This is a genomic window from Paenibacillus sp. J5 (assembly GCF_054955055.1).
In genome coordinates, this window is sequence record NZ_JBUEDD010000013.1 from 113689 (window position 1) to 132319 (window position 18631).

Sequence of the window (18631 nt, forward strand, 5' to 3'; positions counted from 1 at the left end):
ACCGCCATTACAGGAGGGAATCATCCTATGAAGATGATCATCATTACAGGCACATCCAGAGGCATCGGAGAACAGCTCGCTATGCAGTTGCTCCAGCCTGGCAACTCGCTGCACTGCATCTCCAGAACGGGTAACTCCCGTCTGACGGAAGCTGCCCGCCAGCGAGGATGCATGTTGACGAACCATCAGCACAACCTGTCGGACGTGCATGGTCTGCAGCAACTGGCAGACGGACTGTTTGCGGAAGCGGCAGCCACAGATCATCTTACGGCACTCTATCTCATAAACAATGCGGGGCAACTGTCTCCGGTGCTGCCGATTGCTGATGCCACAGTAGACGATATAACACATAATATAGCCGTCAACCTGCTTGCACCGATGGTGCTGACCTCGGCCTTCATCCGCCATGCCGGCAAGCTGGCAGTGGACAAGCGCATCCTGAATATTTCTTCTGCTTCTGCGAAATATGTGCTTCCCTCCCAGAGCTGCTACAGCGTAGCCAAGTCCGGGGTGGATACCTTCTCGCGGAGCATGGCACAAGAACAAGCCGGACAGACGCACCCCGTTAAGGTGGCTTCCGTCTACCCTGGAATGATCGATACACAGATGCAAGCGGAGATTAGGGCCGCTTCGCCCGAGCAATTCCCTTATGTCGATCAATTCATCGAGCTCGCCAGGCAGGGACAGCTTCAGACGGCGGAAGCGACAGCCGAACGCTTGATCAGACTGCTCTATAGCGAGCCATTCGGTAGCGAGCCTGTTGTGGAACAACTAGCAATATAAGCTAGTACCCGATCGCTGCCATAGCCGGGCAGAGATGAAGAAGCAGACACAGGGAGCTAACCGCTCAATCGCTAGTCGGCTTGCTTCCTGTGCTTCCAGCAGCTTATCTGGCGGCCTGCTGGCGCTAGCGCTGCTCCCGTGCAGCTACATGATGGCGTGCTCCATTCTCCAGACGCGATAGCTGATGGGATGAATGCCTAATTGGCTCATTGCGGCCGGCAGCTCAGGATCAGCGAAGACGGACAGCTCCCGCTCGCGCAGCTCCGTCCAGTCAGACACCGTACATAGCGCAGCATCGACATAACCCGGATGGCAGGCAATCTCCGTGCAGCCTGGAGCAAGCTCACGCAAATAAGTGTGCAACCGGGCAGCAGCTCCATCATCTCCATACGTATCGAGCAGGATCCCCCCCGTCATGAGCAGATCAGACCGGGAAGGCAGTCCATGGTCAATCTGTGATCGCCGCAGTGGCACACCCTCGCGACAAGCTTTGTCCACCATGACACGGTAGATCATGCGATGCATCTGATGCAGCAGATGATGCGAATCCAGATGCGTCGGCCGCAGGCCCGCATCCGTCATACGCCGCCATTGTGCAGACAGCTCCCGTTCGACATGCAGCGGATGCCATAGCTCAATCGGCTGAGAGCGATGGAACAGACCATCTGCCCCGATGAGTGATGCCACTTGCTCCGGGGGGGAGACCGGACGGCCATAGGTGAGATTAAAATGCAAGCCGATCGATAATCCAGGCACAGATGCCGCCAGGTGCAGCGCATCCTCGAACCCTGGCATGTTCACCATCAAGGAGGTGCTCGTCACTCCCCCCGACCGATGCGCCTGCACGATCCCATGGTTGACGGCTGGTGACAGGCCGAAATCATCTGCATTAATAATGACATAACGCATCCAAACTTCTCCTCTCCAAGCAAGCAACTCCTGCACTATATTCGAATAGGAGGATGACCGTCAGGTACAATCGCCGTTTTTTTCGGGTACTGTGACTGCCGCTCCTTCGCCAGATGTGGCAGGCAAGCGTTATTGGAGCATCACGTCAGGAAACGGAGGGCGCATGGGCACCTTGACTTAGATGGTATCGGCGCTGACGACCCAGGCCATAATTCGTCCAGCCGAATACCTTCTCGTTCCATGACATGAACAGTACCAGCCCCGGTCCAACCAGCGCAACGAAGCAGAGGGTACCAATACCCACCGGGCCGCCTAGCAGCCAGCCTGAGAGGACAAACAACACTTCAAACAGCATCTTCGCATAGAAAAATTTCCAGCCCCATTTCTCAACCATCGTAATCGCCACCAGATCCATCGTGCGGATACCAATCCCGCTCATGATGATCAGCGCGGAGCCGTAAGCAGCTAGCAATAGTCCGATCAGCATGATCAGGTATGCCGACTTTATCAGCGAATAGGTCATGGTCTCCAGACTGACATAATTCCATAGATCAATTAAGCTGCCAATGAGAAACATCGTGATGAACGGAGTAATCGGGGGAAGCTTCCGGTTCCATACCGACCACAAGACAAGGAATGCAATCGCCAGCAGGCCGGATATGATCCCGATCGTCCAGCCGGTATGCCTGACGATCCCCAGCACCAGCACATCCAGCGGATCTGTCCCCAACCTGGAGTCGATGAAGCATTTCGCACCTAGAGAGAAAATGAGGCAGCCGGACAAATACAACAGCAGTTGTTGTTTGCTCCAGCCCAGTCTATGCCTGTCCATATTCCATCACCCGCTTTAATGGATTTTGGTCTTGCCTACTTGCCTACTTGCTTATTGCTTCCAGGGTGTGCTTGCAAACTCCGCAGGGAGCGAAAAGACAGTAATACTCTCCTTATGCAGGTTGGCCTCCACGCCCTGGCTACTCCTCCTTGCTATCGCTCCTGAAGCCGGATCAACGATATGGCGAACAGATGGAGATTCGGGCAATACGGTAGCTGCAGACCAATGATGGCTCCAGACAACTCTAACGGATAGCAATCAGCATAGATCGTATGCATGCTATCCCCCTTGCAGATGGTTCCGTCCTCGGCCCATCTACCCAGCTTGCCTCTCCAAGCGGCCTGCTCGCCATACTGGGGATCATGCTCATACCAATCGGTGAACTGCATCATGACAGAATGGAGCTGTCCGTCTTCGTCGATAACCATCAGCGGCTCTGTCGCATGCCCCCATTCACTGCAGGCGAGAAGGCAGATTGCGCTGTACTTGCCCGGCTGAATCGGAACCACTTGCCCCTGGCAAGACAGATTGTCATCCTTATCAGGCCGCAGCCTCGGCAGCTTGAACTTCATCCGCCCTACCGCAAGTGTACGACCGAATAACGTCCCGTCATCCAGGGCAAATGAACCATCGCAGGCCAATCGGGCGGCTCGTGTATCGGCATCCTTGTAAAATCCGTGGTTGTTGTAGTAAGCGTCCAGTTCTACATTCACAAATTGTGCATAATCCCCGATCTCCACCGCTCCATGCTTGCTGTACGGGATGGTATCTGGCTGACTCCGGCCCGAATCCGCCAGCGCTACGGCCATTTCCTGCTCCAGCTCGGCAATCTGCTTCAAGCGCTGCACCACAGCGCTGATCAGCTTGGCATCCTTCGGCGCACACGCCAGCTTCATCATCATGGCTGCGACAATTCCCCAACGATTGCCGATAATGTCCAGGCATTCGCTCCATGTATGCCCCCCAATCCCGCTCCTTGCAGCCTGAAGCTGCCCTGCAATCAGCCCTAGCTGCTTGTACAGCTTGCTGATCCGAAACAAGGTCTGAACGAACTCCGATTGCTCCGGTTCGGCCCCGACCTCAACTTCCATATCCCGGCTAGCAATATCCTCAGCCAACTGGTGAATCGCCTCGCCCCTGCGTTGCACGTCTGTACGGAACAACTGTATCAGCAGCGTCTCGGTCACATCGTCCAGGCCAGAAGTCTCATCACCTGCCAGTCGGATGGCTGCATGCATCACATAGCCCTTTCTGATACACTCTGCAGGCAGTTCCACGCGGTATTGTTCATAGAAGCTGTCCGTACAGAGCACTCGTTCACCTTGACGATCAACGCCAATAACCAGCACAGCATGGGTATCCGTCATATGATTCGATTCATAATGAACATCCCACGGGATGGATGCAGCGAGCAATTCGACAATGAGACATGTCCCCCGCTCCACCTGATCATAGATATGCGCCAGTGCCGTCTCCCCGGTGAAGCCGATGAAGCGTTCAAACGCAATGCCGTGGTACGTGAGGAGATTATCAAAGGAGCGGAGCGGGCTGCAGATCAGATTGCGGGCGAGCGGGTGTTCTTCACTACGGATGTAATCGAATGTATGATGCTGCAAAAACATGAGCTGGTAACCACGCCCCCAATGCTCCGCCATCGTAGCAATCAGACATTCCAGGCAATCCAGACCGGTCGTGCGGATCGGCTTGACATCATGAACGGCTTGCATCATCAATCCCTTCCTTCATTAGCCGCTTGGCGGCTTCATTCCATACGCTAGCTGCTGGCGCTGGCATAGCTTTGAATCGCTCGACCCCATAGCCATCGGATAGCGAGCAGCAGCACTACCGGAGACAGGAACGCCGCAGCGAGCATGCCAGGATCGGCTTGCTGCAGCACGAACAACGGGAATATATTCGATATGGCAAAGAGCGGGAACAGGTAGATCCCGGCAAATTGCAGCCACTTGGAATAAACAATCATCGGTACATTATTCATCTCCTGCATCTGGCTCATCATCATATTGATTGGCCCCATCTCCACCACCTTGAACGTCAACAGATTCGGCAACAAAAACAACCCGTAGCTAATCGCTGTGCTTAATGCCACGAAGATCGCAAATGCGCCTATCTCCCGCCAGCCGATGTCCAGCCGCAGCCTGATCAGACCGGTTGCAATCATGACGAGTCCCCCAATCACATTGGGAATCAGTGTGCCGAAGCTGAAATGCCGCAGTGTAACGATGAATTGCAGGGACACAGGCTTCGTAATGAGCACATCCAGGGTGCCGGTGCGGACATACTCGGTCATGCGGCCGAAGTTGGGCCAGAAGAAGCTGATCAGAATGCCGGTCATCACGGTATGCATGCCGATGAAGACCAGCATCGCATCAGGCGAGAAACCGTAGATGTCGATGCCGCTTTGAAAAAAAACCAACGCATACAACAGCTTGGAGATCAGCCAGGAGCACTCCACCCCGATGCCCATCCAGAAGTTCGCCCGGTACTCCATTTCGGCCAGGATGCAATTTTTCACAAAAAGCAAGTAAAGCTTACTATATTTTCGGACGGTACGTGCCACTCGCTTGACCATGCCGCCTACCCTCCAATAGAGACGTACTTTTTCGTACCGATTCGCCATATGACCTGAGCCAGTAATGCCAGCAGCGCCATCCAGCCGAGCTGTATCGCGATGCCTTCCAGCACGGCCGTACCCGTCACGCGAAAGGTCAGCACATTGACCGGGAAATACACGATGTATTTGAAGGGCAGATAATCGAGCAGCCGATTCACCACGACCCCAAACACTTCGATCGGGAACACTCCCCCGCTGAACAGACTGCTTACTACGCCAAACCCGGCAAATACACCCCACACCTCCGAAATCCAGAAGGCCAGCATACTCAAGCAATAGAAGATCAACATGTTCATAACCACGCCGTTGAGCAAGGCAGCAGCAAACCAGGCAATATCCCTTAGCTGCCACATCTGACCGGCGATCGACGGATACACCATCAGCAGTGCGGCAATCATCGCGAGGCTGAGCAGCACCTGCAGCAGTTTACCGCCCAGAAAGCTGCTAATCCGGTATAGGAAATAATGTAAGGGTCGCACCAGTACCGCATTCAATCCGCCTTCCTTAATATCGCTGGCGATCTCCCACTCGAACCCGGCGCTGACCACTAGCGTTAATAGACTCGCCAGCAGCACATACAGGATCATCTGTCGGTACGAATAGCCAAAGATCATCAGATCGGTGGAGTGAGCATACATCGATGTCCACAGGTAATATTGAATGACCATCGGAAACAGACAGCTCAGGATGCTCAGGAAGAAGCTCAGCCGATACTCCATCGTTCGCTTGAAGCCCAGCAGGAAGGCGTACCCGTATTTCCCCAGTATATTCACCGCACCACCGCCACCCTCTTGAACAATTCGGCAATTCCGTCCTCGATCGGCGGCTCCTCTACAGTAAAATCAACGACAGGAAGCTGCTCCAGCAGCAGCAACGATACACGCTTCAGCTCGTCTCCTGGCACCTCAAGCGTAGCCTGAAGCCCCTTGTGCACCGTCAGCCTGCCGAATTGCTCCAGCACATGCGGCTCCACCGCATCGTAGAGCTGCAGTGTAATCCGTTTGATATGGCGGTCGGCATGACGGATGTGAGTAAGCGGGCCGTCATAGACGAGGCTGCCATGGTTAATTACCAGCGTTCGGTCGCACAGCGCCTGAATATCTTGCATATAGTGGCTCGTCAGCAGGATCGTCGCCTGCTTCTCCCGGTTATATTGCTTGAGAAAATGACGAATGCTCTGCTGTGAGAGCACATCCAGGCCAATCGTGGGTTCATCGAGCAAAATCACCTTGGGTTGATGGATAAGCGCTGCGACAAGCTCCATCTTCATGCGTTCTCCCAGCGATAGTCGTCTTAGCTGCACCTTTAGCTGCTCCTTGACATCCAGCAAGGTAACCAGCTCGTCCAGCGTGTCCGCGTATGCCCTGTCATCCAGCTCATAGATGCATTTGTTCAAATATAGCGATTCGTTGGCCGGAAGATCCCACCATAGTTGATTTTTTTGCCCCATTACAATCGAGATTTGCCGCTTGAAGGCTTTCTTGCGCTCCCACGGCCGGAAGCCCAGAACCGAAGCATCCCCTGCCGTCGGATGCAGGATGCCAGAGAGCATCTTGAGTGCGGTCGTCTTGCCTGCCCCGTTCGGACCGAGAAACCCGACGATCTCACCAGGGGCAATCTCGAAGGATATCCCCTTTACCGCTTCCTTGATCAGCTTGTGGCGATGGAACAAATTCTTAAGCGAATGCCTTAATCCTACCTCCTTCTCGTAGTATTCATAATGCTTGGTCAGATGCTGAACCAGGATCGACATCGATTATCACTCCTCAGGGAAGACGCATGAATAGCTGCTCCTGCACTACGCTAAGCCCAAGCCACTATGGAGAGGGCTGCGCTAGATCGCAGTCCTCTCCCTCTCCTGCTGCATACGGCGCATAATATAGCTCACCACATCGTTAGGTGTGCTGAACTTATCGTATGTAGCATCCACCCCGTCGACGTCAAAGGGATACTCGCATGCGATCTCGGCCATCATGCGGGCGAAGGTCAAGGAGTTCATCCCCAGCTCCGTTAAGCTCTGATCCTTACGGATCGGCCTCTCCAGCTTCAGGAGGGCGGCAAGCGTCTGGATGACGAACCAGATGACACCTAGCTCCTCGACCTCTTGCTCCGCGCTTGGCCTGTCCTCGTGCTCCGTTGCATCCTGCTTATCTATCGCTGCCAAGGCTGCATAGTCGACCTTGCCGTTGACCGTCAGCGGTATGCGGGGCAGGATGCGGATCACGGATGGAATGAGATACTCCGGCAGCTCTCGCCCCAGATGAAGCTGCAGCCCGGACAGAGCCGCTCCCTCATTTAAGACCACATAGGCCACAAGCTGCTTCGACTCCTCCTCCCCGTTCACCAGCACCTTGCAATCGTGAATCCCTTCATAACGAATAAAGGCCAGCTCAATCTCGCTCGGTTCTATGCGGCGTCCTCTAATTTTGACCTGATTGTCCGCTCGGCCGATAATCTCGATATTGCCATCCTCCAGCCAGCGACCCAGATCGCCTGTACGATAGAGACGACCTGAGCCGAACGGGTTAGCCACGAATTTCTCCGCCGTCCGTTCACTGTCATGGATATAGCCCCGGGATACGTTGCTGCCGGCAATGCAGATTTCTCCCACCGCCCTGATCGGCATCAGCTCAAGCTCCGGCGACAGGACATAGAGCGCGTTATTGCGGATCGGCTTGCCAATCGGCACAATGTCCCGCGGGTCATCCCGATCGACATAATAAAAGGTATTAAAAACCGTGCATTCCGTAGGGCCATACGTATTGATGATTCGGCCATTCAGATAAGCGTAGCTTTTCTTCAGCACCTCCATGCTGATCGGTTCTGCACCAAAATGGTAGAGAGGCATCGTGATTGTTGCGTCCCGCTCCTGGTTCTCCAGCAGATAGAGAATCGTTTTGACCAGGGAGGACGGAAGGAACAGCATTTTGATCCGCTCATTCTCCTTCATGAGCGACAGCAGATAATGGGCATCCATCCCCTGCTCCTTCGTCAGCAGCAGTACGGTGCCTCCGGTACACAGAGGCCACAGCATCTCCCATACGGAAGGGTCAAAGGTCAGATTCGTTCGATGAACCGACCATTCGCCTGCCTGCAGGCGGAATTCTCCCTGCATCCAATCCAGCAAGCTATAGATTTGGCTATGCTCGACCATCACCCCCTTCGGTGTGCCAGTGGAACCCGAGGTGTAGATCACATAGGCAAGCTGGCGGGCATGATTAACGATCGCCGGATTGTCGGAGCTGCATTGCGCTATCGCTGCATCATCGAGCCGAATAACTGTCGTCAGTTGCTCCAGCTTGCCGCAGCAGCTCTGCTCGCTGATGGCCATCACCGCTCCGCTGTTGCGCAGCATATACGCGCAGCGCTCCTGCGGGAATGCCGGGTCAATCGGCACATAGGCTCCACCTGCCTTCAATATGCCGAGTACGCCAATAATCATGTCATGCGACCGCTCCAGCATGATACCCACCTTATCCTCGGGCTGAACCCCGCGTTGTCTCAAGTAATGAGCCAGCCGATTGGCCCGGCGGTTCACTTCCTCATAGGTGAGCGGCACGCCGTGGAAGATGACAGCCGTATGATGCGGCGTCTGGGCCACTTGACGCTCGAACAGCAGTTGAACAGGCACCGCCTCAGGATCAGCCTCGACGTAAGGGGGATTGAAGTGCCGCAGCAGTTGTTCACGCTCCATAGGCATGAGGAGATCAACCTCTGCCACCGTCCGCTGCGGGTAGGCAGTTGCTTGGCTGAGCACTTGAGCATAGTGGCCTACAAGCCGCTCCACGGTCGCCGCAGTCAGTTGCTCCACACCGTATGTCGCCCGTATGCCGCCTGCTCCCGTATCGTCCGGGCGAAGCTGCAACATAAAGCGGTGGCGCTCTTGCGGCTCCTCGAAGGACAGTGTGCAGTCAATCGCACTGTACAGGTCAGCGAGCGTATTCTTGCACCCCATGACATGGCTCATCGCATAAGCGGCGAACTCGTCATACCCTTCCAGCATCTCCGCTATTTGCGCTTGTACCTCCTCAACCGTCATGCCCGGCTTGATCGTCACCCGGAGCGGGTAGACCGTTCCTCTTAACTGAAGGCCGAATACGATCTCCTCCAGTCCCCAGTTGTATTTCCACAATGTAATAGCAAGCGCCGTACAGCATAAGGCTCGGTCCGACTGCAGCAGCCTTGCTTGCGGCTCCAGCGCGAAATCCTCGGTCTCAAACGTCCTGCATACGCGATGCTGGACACTGTTTAATGGAAGTGAAGTTCTTCCCTGGATGCCCTCGGTTCCTTGCCTCCATATCTGGGCGAAAGCTTGCGCTTCATGCATGTTCCATTGCTGCATGCTCATCGTATGGTTTCCTCCCTTTATAGTGCGCGAACCATGCCGCCATCCACCAGCAGCGTCTGCCCGGTAATGAAGCTATTCGCAGCCGAGCACAAAAATACGACAATTCGAGCGAACTCCTCAGGCGTCCCGTAGCGTCCCAGCGGAATATTACGGCGCGATTCCGCCTCCACCTCCGCCACCTCTTTGCCCAGCGCTGTCGCCTTCTGCCGGTCAAGCGATAAGGTGCGCTCTGTTGCGATCCGTCCAGGCCCAATCGTATTGACCAGGATCTGATCCGGCGCCAGCTCGATAGAGAGGGTCTTCGCCAGCCCCGCAATGGCCGCGCGGAACGTATTGGATAGCACAAGCCCTTCGATCGGCTGCTTCACCGAGCTGGAGGCAATATGAATGATTCGGCCGCCGCCAGCCGCCCGCATGAGCGGCAAAGCCCCCTGCGTCAACCGCACAACGCTCATCAGATGCGTCTGAAACGAGCTCTCCCATTTCTCCTCCGTCATCGTCTCGAAGGAGCCGCTAGGCGGGCCGCCCGCGTTGGTAATCAGCACATCCAGCCGACCTAGCCGGTCGCCTGCCATTGCATACAGCCGCTCAATATCAGCCGGCCGGGCTACATCCGCCACCATATAGTGAACAGTGCGCCCCGTCTTGGCCTCTATTTCGCTGCAAGCGCGAATCAGGTCGGCTTCTGTTCTGGAGGCGATCATCACATTGGCGCCTTCGGAGGCGAAGGCTTCCGCGATGGCTCTGCCCAGCCCTCGACTAGCCGCCGTGACCAGCACACCCCTTCCCGTTAATCCCATATCCATGTCGCCACGCTCCTTGATTATTTTGTCGTCTGGATGGCTGGAGGCGTGCTCCTCGCGCAGACTGCTGCATCTGCACCTGCACCTGGGCCATCGCCTCCACAGCCTACCACTGTGCCTGGTTATCTTGATTACTTGGCATGGATCTGCAAGGTCGTAATCGGGGTAATATCACTTAACCCTTGCGTTACGCTGAAATCATCGGTCGGGTAATGGGCGCGGTCGAATACTTCAAAGATGCGTGTCATCAAGCATTCCTGATGCTTGATCTCTATACCCACCTCCTCCTTATATCCCTTGGATATAATAAAGCGGTATTCGGAGTGTGGCTTCATCACCACCGTCTCGACCTCTCCTAACTGCGAGCCATCTGTTGCAATCCGCCGATACGTAATGGAGGTCAGCATATCGGTCGGATTCGCCGCCTCGACATGGCAAGCCTTCACATCCCCGTGATAGGTGAACTTGCGCGTCACCAGCTCTTCGCTAGATTCCACCAACTGCTCCTTACGCAGACGCGGCGTCAGCTCCGGCAGTTGAATCAGCGGAATGCTTGTACTGCACTTGGCGCATTTGTTCTCGCTCTCCAATCCAACCGGGCGGGCATTCAACCCATATCGTTCGATCAGGGCATGTCCACAGGAGGTGCAGAACGTATTGACGCTCTCTGTATCATAGCAGTTGCCGAGATAGACATATTTCAATCCCATGCTCATCGCCAGCTCTCTTGCACGCTCCAGCCTGTCAATTGGTGTCCGCTGTACATGTGTATACTTATAGTCCGGGTGGAAGCGCACCAGATGAACCGGCGTATCCTCCGACAGATTCGTCAGTACCCAATCCGCCAGCCGCTTCGTGCTCTCATCATCATCATTAGCATCCGTTACCAGGAGCGAGCTGACCTCGACATGCTTGCCCTGATCAAAGACATATTTCGTCGCATCAAGCACAGGCGGCAGCCAGCCCTTGCTAATCTTGCGGTACCATTTCTCATCCATCGACTTAATCGAGACGCTGAATATGTCAATGACCTCGCATAGCTCCTTGGCTCCCTCCAGGCTGATGAAGAACGCCGATTTGTAGAGGTTGATTAATCCGTTCTGCTTGGCGATGCGACCGGTATCCAATATGAATTCATGCCATACAACCGGGTCATTATACGTCCACGAGATGATCGGAATGCCGCGATCCAGCGCAGTCTCCACGACCTGCTCCGGCGTATAATATTTCACATCCTTGTCCCTGACATATTTGGCCTGACTGGTCTGCCAGTTATGGCAGTAATCACAGTTCATCATGCAGCCCAGGTTGCCGAGCGACAGGATCTTCGAGCCGGGCGCATAATGAAAGACCGCCTCCGTCTCCACGGATTCCTCCGTAATTTGTGTGGCTTTGCCATAATTCAGCGTGACCAGCCTTCCACCTTCATTTTTGCGCACGCCGCAAAATCCGGCCTTGCCCTCGCTCATGATACACTCGCGCGGGGACAGATGACATTGCACCTTCCCGTTGTCCAGCTTGCTCCATAATCTCGCCTCATGATGACTTTCCTTCCAGCTTTGCTGTTCAGTTGCCTTAGCCATACCTTCATCGCCTCCTAGATTTGTTGAATCAGTCTATTCATTGCCGTTGCAAGCCTGCCCACACCCGTCTCGATCTCGGCAGCCTGCGGACAGGAAAATGTGATGCGGCAGGCGTGATCCCTGCCCTCTTCTTCGTAGAACATCGGGGATGCCGCGACGGCGACCCCTGCTTCCAGCGCATGCTTCTTCAATACAGTAGCCGACATCCCTGCGGGCAGTGTCAGCCAAGCGAAGAAACCGCCGCCTGGTCTGGAGCAGCTTGCTCCTTCTATCGGATGCCGAGCCAAAGCCTCCATCAACGCATCCCGCTTTTGACGGTACAGATTCCGGGCTTTGCTTACATTGCGCTCCAGAAATCCGTTGCTGCATAGCTCATGCGCTGTCCGCTGCATGAGCAGACTGGAGCAGGTGTCCGAGATATGCTTGAAATGAATGGTTTTGGCTATGAACGACTCATCGCCAATCATCCAGCCCACACGAAAGGCTGGACACAGTGTCTTGGAGAAGGTACCCAGTTGAATAACGGAAACGGAATGATCGCTTAATTCAAGATAAGAAGGTAAGGGAGGAGCGTCGTACCAGATGTCGCTATAGGGAAGGTCCTCTACGATCGGCACTCCGAACGTGCTGCATATTTCGAGCATAGCAACACGGCGTTCCAGAGAAGTCGTATAGCCTGTAGGGTTGTGGAAGGTAGGAATCGTATAGATAAATTTCGGAAGCTGGTTGGTGCGAGCAAGATCTGCAAGCATCTGCTTCAAGCAGCTTACATCCATGCCATCCTGCTCAAGCGGAACGGACAGGATGCGGGCTCCATGAGATTGAAATACCCACAGCGCCCCATGGAATGTCGGCGCCTCTACAATAACGGTGTCTCCCGGATCGAGCAGCATACGGGCGATCAGGTCGATCCCCTGCTGCGCGCCATGTGTGAGCAGCACATGGTTAGCGCTCAGCGCTGTGCTGCCTCCAGCGCGCTCGGCCACCCATTGACGCAGCGGCTCATAGCCAATCGGCCCAGCGTATTGCATCAATGCCGGTCCAGCCTGTTCATATAAGCTCTGCATCGCCTCCAGAGCCTCAGCCCCTGGAAACACTCGCTCATCAGGGAAGCCTCCAGCCATCTGCACGATTGAATCGGCGAGGGTGGACACCAGATTCTGATAATCTCCCTGCGCTCGGGCTGCATAGAAAGAATTCCATTGAATCATCGCTTTGCCCCCTTAACCGACACTGGAACGAAGACGGGCTACTTCCTCAACGTAATCCTCACGAACAGGGTTAAAGAAATCGAGCGCGACAGAATCCTCCAGTGCAAATACCTGATGAAGGACGCCGCCCTTAACCGCGAAGCTGTCTCCCTCATCGAGATAATACTCCTGTCCGTCGCACAGAACTCTAAGTCGGCCTTTCAACAAATAGCCAATCTGGTCATGTGGATGACTATGCTCCGGGAAGATCGAGCCCTTCTCCATTACATGCTCCACCAGCATAATGTTGTCATTGTAGGCCAGCACACGACGTTCCAGACCATCAAACGGATTCGTAAACGGAACTGAATTACGGCTGATAATCATGTTCTCACATCCTTTGCTTAGTTTGCCTTGCGGACATCGAATGGCTCTTTGTGAAAGCGGCCTCACCTCCGATCCATAATCTACTTTTTTTATATTTTTATTGATAAAATATAAATAATAGGGTATAATAAAAAGTGTCGTTTTTTGAACGTCTCATTGATGTCCACGATTTCGATCGGAGGCTGAAAAATGAGGTTTTCAAATGAAACGGCGTCTTAGCCCTTAACGGGCAAAGCTCCGTTTCGCATAGAAAACAAGAAGGTATAAGTCTGGAACTTATACGATCTTACCTTTCAAAAAACCTCACACCGTGACCGATACCAGTAGACCCGCCAAAGTTTAGCTGGTATCGGTTACCCCTGTTTCACATATGTCAATTTATAGGTGTTAATTATAGATACAAGCATATTTTAACATGAATTACAATATATGTACATATCTGTTTTTCTCTTTTTTACTACGTTTCGACACCCTCCCTGCAACGGGCCTTCTCGTAGTGTCTGCCCCTCTTGCTTCTTGTCTCATTGCGCAACAACTATCCTGGCCTTGTCGAATCGGCTACGATATACCCTGCTATTCCGCCCGATTCTTGATCAGCGACTTCTACTTTTTTTGACGCATGCAGATAGAAAATAGAGTAATATAATGGATTTGATAGTATAATAAGGATTATACTATCAAATCATCTTCATCGATTCGTCTGTTCGGCATATAGATTATTGATGATCGCAATGAGGGGAGCATACCCATGGTAGGATATGATTTGTTTCAGGGGGCAATCTATGGCTTGCTGGTCGCTGCACCTGTGGGCCCGATCGGAATTTTGTGCATCAAGCGTTCGATCGTCCAGGGGAGAACATCCGGCATCGTGTCCGGGCTGGGCGCGGCATCGGCCGACTTGATCTATGGCATGATCGGCGCACTGGGCATTAGTGGACTTGCTGCATTTTTGAGCGGTTACAAAGCTTGGATTCAACTGATAGGCGCCTGTATCTTAATTGTGATCGGCTTCAACATGTATCGCTCGTCAGCAGCCACAGACCATGGTGAGCGGCCCCGCCCTACTTCATTGCTCAGAAGCTACCTTTCTGCTTTTCTCATGACGCTATCCAACCCGATGACGATCCTGCTGTTCATTGGTATTATTTCCAGCGCGGGACTGGTAGCAGGGCATGGCAGTCCGGTTCGTATCATTGCTTTGCTAGTCGGCATCTTCCTTGGGTCGGCCTTATGGTGGGTGCTGCTCTGCACGCTCTCCGGCAGCGTGAGAGACAGGCTGCGTCCATCAGGGATGCGCTGGGTGAACCGGATCTCAGGCGTGGCCATTATGGCGCTCGCGATCGTCTCGATCTTCCAATCCGCCTTCTTCTAAGCGTCACCCTGCCGACCTCTGCATAATTGGCTGATGTAGTAGTAAGCTCACGCAACAAGGTAGCGGCTCAGCCTGGGAAACATTAGGCTGAGCCGCTAGGGTGAACCGTGTCCATGGGGTCAATACATGTTATGCTGGGCGGGTATTACGGTGTCGCAGGCGATTTCGCCCAGAGCATGCGCTGTCCATCAGCCGGGATTTGTATTTTGCTCTCAAGCCCCCCTTTCCTTACAGCCTCGCTCAGTTCCGTCCGGGTAAGCAAACAATGATTGAGCGCCTCCATATGCACAACAACAATATCCGCCTCGGGAGCCGCTTCATGCACACGCCATATATCCTCCACTCCCATCGTAATGGGACGCCCACATCGAAATTGCGCCTCTCCGCCATTAACGACAATAATCTCTGGTCTATGGGCTTGAATCGTCTGCTCTACCTCAGCACACCAGATTGTATCACCAGCAATGTACAGCACCGGCTCCTCAGGATGGCTCAGAACAACCCCGCGTACACTGCCCATCAGACGGCCGATGCTGCCTGTACCATGCTGTCCACCTGTTTTCACCATAGTAACCTCACACCGATCCGTGTCGGCTCCTCGCCAAGCACATGAACCCGTTGGAACCCATGCTTTCGCACCGCCGCTGCATCAGCTACGGATTGGACATAGAGGGGCATGTCCTTAGGGATGGCCTTCGACGCTGCTTCATCATAATGATCCGGGTGAAGATATGTTATAATGACTGCGTCAACTGCGGTCAACTCGGACACTGGCAGCGGCAATGGAACGAGTGGATTGCGCAACTGCCCGCGCGGGGTATTCCATATCGCCGGCAAAGTGCCTGCATCCGCAAAGTACGGGTCTGTGTACAAGCTGCCTAACCATATTCATCGCCTGCAGAGACGGCTGAAGGAAGTCGTTCCTTCTCATCATGCAAAGTAAACCCCCAAGAACGTTGAACTTCATTCTTGGGGGTTGAGCTTTGATGAATACACGTAGAATTGCGCTTGCGGCCAGCCCCTGGTGCTCCGTTACTATTCATGATAGAACGCCGAGGCACCCGCTCAACAATCGCCTGCGGAATGTTGGCGCGCCTCTATACCTACGCTGAGCCACGATCAGCGAGGGCGAGCAGCTCGCTGGCAGTAACGAACCGGTACCCCTGGGCAGCCAGCTCCTTCACCAGCACTCGCACCGTCTCGACCGTTCGTGAACGGTCGCCATACCCGTCGTGGAAGATGAAGATACTACCGCTATCCAGGGTCGTTCTCGTCTGTTCCGCCATATACTCCACACTCGGCTGGGGCTGCTCCCAATCCCGCGCCTCCAGATTGAGGGCACCGACCGAATGATAGCCGAGCTGCTCGGCCAGCTTGTAGATCCCTTCATCCGCATCAAAGTAGGGCGGCCGGAAGCTCTTCACCGGCTCCCCGGTAATGCGCCTGATTCGCTCATCAGACCGCTCCAGCTCCGCCAACGCCTGCTCCGGCGTAATCTTGGTCAGAAACGGATGCGTGTAGGTGTGGTTGCCAATCTCGTGCCCTTCCGCGTGAACCAGAGCCGCTGTCTCCTCGAATGCATCGATCTGCTCCCCGATCATGAAGAACGTAGCCTTGCCGCCCGCATCGCGGAAAATATCAAGCAGTTGCTTCGTATAGATGGGATGCGGCCCATCGTCAAATGTGAAGGCCACTACCCGCTCCGTAGTGGAGACCTTGTGTATTTCCTTCTTATCGTTCATATTCCATATCTCCTTTGATCGCTATCCGACATATCCGAATCCGAGAATAGTGAAGCGCCGATTCTCATGCCCTGGCTGCATGCAAATCTCAACCGTATGCTCGCGAGCAGTCGGCTCGTTGAGCAACAGCATCGCATTGCAATGCGTCCAGTTAATCGCATGCGGATCAGCCGTCTTGAACAGCTCGCCGTCCACTGTTATTTGTGCTGTGCCGAATGCGGAGCTGCCTGAGTCCTTATAGAGCATAATCAGGCTGCGGCAGCTCAGCGTCAGCTTGAAGCTGCTGTTGTTCGCATCATCCCCATGCATCCAATTGTAAGGAAACAACGGCGTTCCGTGCGCATGATCATCCAGCTCCGCAAGTTGCAGATCCAGGTCCGTCTCATGGAAGCCGCCTTCCTCAATCGTTGCCAGTGGATACGTATGTCTGCGGTCAAGCAGACGAACCTCGGAGAACTCGCCGCCGATCAGCGGCGGTTTGTCTAGCTCCACATCCTGCTCATGGGCCACAGTGCGATCCACCGTGTGGAACAATAGCTCCAGACAATCCGTCATAATCGCATGCCCTGTATTCGTCGGGTGATAGATGTCCGAGAAATACTGGCGCTTGGAGACAACCTGCCCCTTCTCTCGCGTTAGATAGAATTGCTCCACAACCGCATCCTTGACGCTCACCATCGGCAGATCATAATGCCAGCCTACAGGCGCCAGCCGATCCTGCAGGTTCCAGTCCTGGATGAACACACTGAACAAGAGAATCACCGCGGGTCGATTGGCCGCATGCAGCGCCTTCAGCACGAGACTCTCGAAGCAGGCGCCGCGGGTCTCATCATCCGCATCGTTCACCGCGAATTCAATAACGACAATGTCGGGCTGCACCGCTCCCTCACGCAGCACATCCCGTTCGTACCTCACAACACCCAGCTCCGACGAGGTGCCTCCTACGCCGGCTTTTACCAGACGGATTGAATCGCCCCCCGCTCCACCATACAACTGCCTGAAGCGTTCGCAGGAGCGGTACGCATAGCACTGGCTATGCAACGGCACAGCGCCTGCTCCCTGCGTCAGCGAGCCCCCGATATAGGCAAGGGTGACCTCCTCGCCTCGCCTTGCCTTGTCGATCGCAGCCTTGAGCCGCTTCGTATTGCCAGTATGCAGCAGCGACCTGGCAATCATCGCCTGATAGGCTGGCGAACCGAATTCTACAGGCGGTTCAGGCTCGAGCGGCGCTGCCCGGTAACCCTCGTTCAGATACAATACGAGATGAACCCTGGCTAGCGCCCCCTCCCGTTCGAACGCAAACCGGAACAGTCCAGGCGCGTCGTCATCGGGAGAGCATTCATATTCCCCCAAGATGAGCCGCGTCTGGCTTCCATCTGCCGGACAATCCGCCGTCATCTGAGTGCCGGAATACCTGTCTGTCTTGCCCCAGTGTTGAAGCGTGAACCGAACAACGGTATCCTGCTCATCAAGCGCCTGGATGGAAACCCCAATGCTGTGTACGAGCTGGTACAGGCCGCTGCTGCTTCGGAGCAGCTCCAGTACCGTCTCATCCTCTACACCGCCTATATACTTGGCTTTATCGGACAGTTGCCTCCCTTCAAGGAAAATCACATGCGAGAAGCTGCCATCCGGGCACGGTCTGCCCTCAATCATCGTGTCATATAAAATATACATTCCCCGGCTCTGTGCCGCAACCGGCTGCGCTGTATCCGACTGTGCTGTATCCGACTGTGCTGTATCCGACTGTGCATAGTCGTTCCTCATCGCAGGATGCGAATGGGTCGTGTCCATCGACTTCATGGCTCCTCTCTTATTTGGCAAGATAACATGCAAAGGTATAATCAAATTAACCTACCCCTATCACAATTACAATCCTCCAAATTACATGTTTATCCTTGCTTTCTATACATTATTCCGTTCACAGAACGTCAAGCTGCTTTTCGTTTCTTCTATATCATGAAAAAGCCTTCAGTCGCCACTTATATACAAGTGGCGCTGAAGGCTGGGCAGCAGACGCAGCATCCCCTCGCGCCTGCTGGAAGCAATA

At 54.3% G+C, this 18631-nt stretch carries 17 protein-coding genes; 2 read left to right on the forward strand and 15 right to left on the reverse strand.

The window, feature by feature from the left end; genetic code table 11:
• The first annotated feature begins 27 nt into the window (after nt 1-27).
• Complete coding sequence (locus ACY1JZ_RS22035) at nt 28-783, forward strand: SDR family NAD(P)-dependent oxidoreductase (protein WP_462630941.1); 756 nt, start codon at nt 28-30, stop codon at nt 781-783.
• Nucleotides 784-927: 144 nt separating this feature from the next.
• Here the strand turns inward: ACY1JZ_RS22035 and ACY1JZ_RS22040 are convergent, their stop codons facing one another.
• The 11 genes from ACY1JZ_RS22040 to ACY1JZ_RS22090 all read right to left on the reverse strand — a co-directional run bounded on the left by ACY1JZ_RS22040 (nt 928) and on the right by ACY1JZ_RS22090 (nt 13467).
• Nucleotides 928-1692 (reverse strand): carbohydrate deacetylase, encoded by a 765-nt coding sequence (locus ACY1JZ_RS22040; RefSeq protein WP_462630942.1) that lies wholly within the window; start codon nt 1690-1692, stop codon nt 928-930.
• Between the two features lie 145 nt (nt 1693-1837).
• Nucleotides 1838-2524: a YczE/YyaS/YitT family protein gene (locus ACY1JZ_RS22045; protein WP_462630943.1), complete on the reverse strand. Its 687-nt coding sequence runs from the start codon at nt 2522-2524 to the stop codon at nt 1838-1840.
• A gap of 152 nt (nt 2525-2676) precedes the next feature.
• Nucleotides 2677-4254, reverse strand: coding sequence for a beta-sandwich domain-containing protein (locus ACY1JZ_RS22050; protein WP_462630944.1), 1578 nt, complete (start codon nt 4252-4254; stop codon nt 2677-2679).
• A 44-nt stretch (nt 4255-4298) separates the two neighbouring features.
• Nucleotides 4299-5114, reverse strand: a complete 816-nt coding sequence (locus ACY1JZ_RS22055) for an ABC transporter permease (RefSeq protein ID WP_462630945.1) — start codon at nt 5112-5114, stop codon at nt 4299-4301.
• Nucleotides 5115-5119: 5 nt separating this feature from the next.
• Entirely contained in the window at nt 5120-5929 is an 810-nt protein-coding gene (locus ACY1JZ_RS22060; protein ID WP_462630946.1) for an ABC transporter permease, read from the reverse strand.
• Entirely contained in the window at nt 5926-6909 is a 984-nt protein-coding gene (locus tag ACY1JZ_RS22065; protein WP_462630947.1) for an ABC transporter ATP-binding protein, read from the reverse strand. The genes ACY1JZ_RS22060 and ACY1JZ_RS22065 overlap by 4 nt, the downstream gene beginning before the upstream one ends.
• 81 nt (nt 6910-6990) lie before the next feature.
• On the reverse strand, nt 6991-9504 hold the full coding sequence (locus tag ACY1JZ_RS22070; protein ID WP_462630948.1) for an amino acid adenylation domain-containing protein: 2514 nt from the start codon (nt 9502-9504) through the stop codon (nt 6991-6993).
• Between the two features lie 17 nt (nt 9505-9521).
• Nucleotides 9522-10310 (reverse strand): SDR family oxidoreductase, encoded by a 789-nt coding sequence (locus ACY1JZ_RS22075; protein ID WP_462630949.1) that lies wholly within the window; start codon nt 10308-10310, stop codon nt 9522-9524.
• Between the two features lie 128 nt (nt 10311-10438).
• Nucleotides 10439-11890, reverse strand: coding sequence for an AmmeMemoRadiSam system radical SAM enzyme (amrS, locus tag ACY1JZ_RS22080; protein WP_462630950.1), 1452 nt, complete (start codon nt 11888-11890; stop codon nt 10439-10441).
• Nucleotides 11891-11904: 14 nt separating this feature from the next.
• Nucleotides 11905-13101, reverse strand: coding sequence for an aminotransferase-like domain-containing protein (locus tag ACY1JZ_RS22085; RefSeq protein WP_462630951.1), 1197 nt, complete (start codon nt 13099-13101; stop codon nt 11905-11907).
• A 12-nt stretch (nt 13102-13113) separates the two neighbouring features.
• A complete protein-coding gene (locus tag ACY1JZ_RS22090; RefSeq protein ID WP_270170348.1) occupies nt 13114-13467 on the reverse strand; it encodes a cupin domain-containing protein in 354 nt (117 codons plus the stop codon).
• Between the two features lie 748 nt (nt 13468-14215).
• Here ACY1JZ_RS22090 and ACY1JZ_RS22095 point away from each other — a divergent pair.
• A complete protein-coding gene (locus tag ACY1JZ_RS22095; RefSeq protein ID WP_462630952.1) occupies nt 14216-14839 on the forward strand; it encodes a LysE family translocator in 624 nt (207 codons plus the stop codon).
• Between the two features lie 145 nt (nt 14840-14984).
• Here the strand turns inward: ACY1JZ_RS22095 and ACY1JZ_RS22100 are convergent, their stop codons facing one another.
• The 4 genes from ACY1JZ_RS22100 to ACY1JZ_RS22115 all read right to left on the reverse strand — a co-directional run bounded on the left by ACY1JZ_RS22100 (nt 14985) and on the right by ACY1JZ_RS22115 (nt 18384).
• Nucleotides 14985-15407 carry an MBL fold metallo-hydrolase gene (locus ACY1JZ_RS22100; protein ID WP_462630953.1) on the reverse strand — a complete coding sequence of 141 codons (423 nt, stop codon included), beginning with the start codon at nt 15405-15407 and terminating at the stop codon, nt 14985-14987.
• Nucleotides 15401-15676 carry an MBL fold metallo-hydrolase gene (locus ACY1JZ_RS22105; RefSeq protein ID WP_462630954.1) on the reverse strand — a complete coding sequence of 92 codons (276 nt, stop codon included), beginning with the start codon at nt 15674-15676 and terminating at the stop codon, nt 15401-15403. Before ACY1JZ_RS22105 ends, ACY1JZ_RS22100 begins: the two co-directional genes overlap by 7 nt.
• A gap of 266 nt (nt 15677-15942) precedes the next feature.
• A complete protein-coding gene (locus tag ACY1JZ_RS22110; protein ID WP_462630955.1) occupies nt 15943-16581 on the reverse strand; it encodes a polysaccharide deacetylase family protein in 639 nt (212 codons plus the stop codon).
• 21 nt (nt 16582-16602) lie between these two features.
• Entirely contained in the window at nt 16603-18384 is a 1782-nt protein-coding gene (locus tag ACY1JZ_RS22115; RefSeq protein ID WP_462630956.1) for an SGNH/GDSL hydrolase family protein, read from the reverse strand.
• Between the last annotated feature and the right edge of the window lie 247 nt (nt 18385-18631).

Coding starts and splice junctions, on each gene's coding strand:
- ACY1JZ_RS22035 (WP_462630941.1), top strand. CDS start 28: ATGAAGATGATCATCATTACAGGCACATCCAGAGGCATCGGAGAACAG.
- ACY1JZ_RS22065 (WP_462630947.1), bottom strand. CDS start 6,909: ATGTCGATCCTGGTTCAGCATCTGACCAAGCATTATGAATACTACGAG.
- ACY1JZ_RS22115 (WP_462630956.1), bottom strand. CDS start 18,384: ATGAAGTCGATGGACACGACCCATTCGCATCCTGCGATGAGGAACGAC.
- amrS (WP_462630950.1), bottom strand. CDS start 11,890: ATGGCTAAGGCAACTGAACAGCAAAGCTGGAAGGAAAGTCATCATGAG.
- ACY1JZ_RS22075 (WP_462630949.1), bottom strand. CDS start 10,310: ATGGATATGGGATTAACGGGAAGGGGTGTGCTGGTCACGGCGGCTAGT.
- ACY1JZ_RS22090 (WP_270170348.1), bottom strand. CDS start 13,467: ATGATTATCAGCCGTAATTCAGTTCCGTTTACGAATCCGTTTGATGGT.
- ACY1JZ_RS22095 (WP_462630952.1), top strand. CDS start 14,216: ATGGTAGGATATGATTTGTTTCAGGGGGCAATCTATGGCTTGCTGGTC.
- ACY1JZ_RS22040 (WP_462630942.1), bottom strand. CDS start 1,692: ATGCGTTATGTCATTATTAATGCAGATGATTTCGGCCTGTCACCAGCC.
- ACY1JZ_RS22085 (WP_462630951.1), bottom strand. CDS start 13,101: ATGATTCAATGGAATTCTTTCTATGCAGCCCGAGCGCAGGGAGATTAT.
- ACY1JZ_RS22045 (WP_462630943.1), bottom strand. CDS start 2,524: ATGGACAGGCATAGACTGGGCTGGAGCAAACAACAACTGCTGTTGTAT.
- ACY1JZ_RS22055 (WP_462630945.1), bottom strand. CDS start 5,114: ATGGTCAAGCGAGTGGCACGTACCGTCCGAAAATATAGTAAGCTTTAC.
- ACY1JZ_RS22070 (WP_462630948.1), bottom strand. CDS start 9,504: ATGAGCATGCAGCAATGGAACATGCATGAAGCGCAAGCTTTCGCCCAG.
- ACY1JZ_RS22110 (WP_462630955.1), bottom strand. CDS start 16,581: ATGAACGATAAGAAGGAAATACACAAGGTCTCCACTACGGAGCGGGTA.
- ACY1JZ_RS22100 (WP_462630953.1), bottom strand. CDS start 15,407: ATGGTGAAAACAGGTGGACAGCATGGTACAGGCAGCATCGGCCGTCTG.
- ACY1JZ_RS22050 (WP_462630944.1), bottom strand. CDS start 4,254: ATGATGCAAGCCGTTCATGATGTCAAGCCGATCCGCACGACCGGTCTG.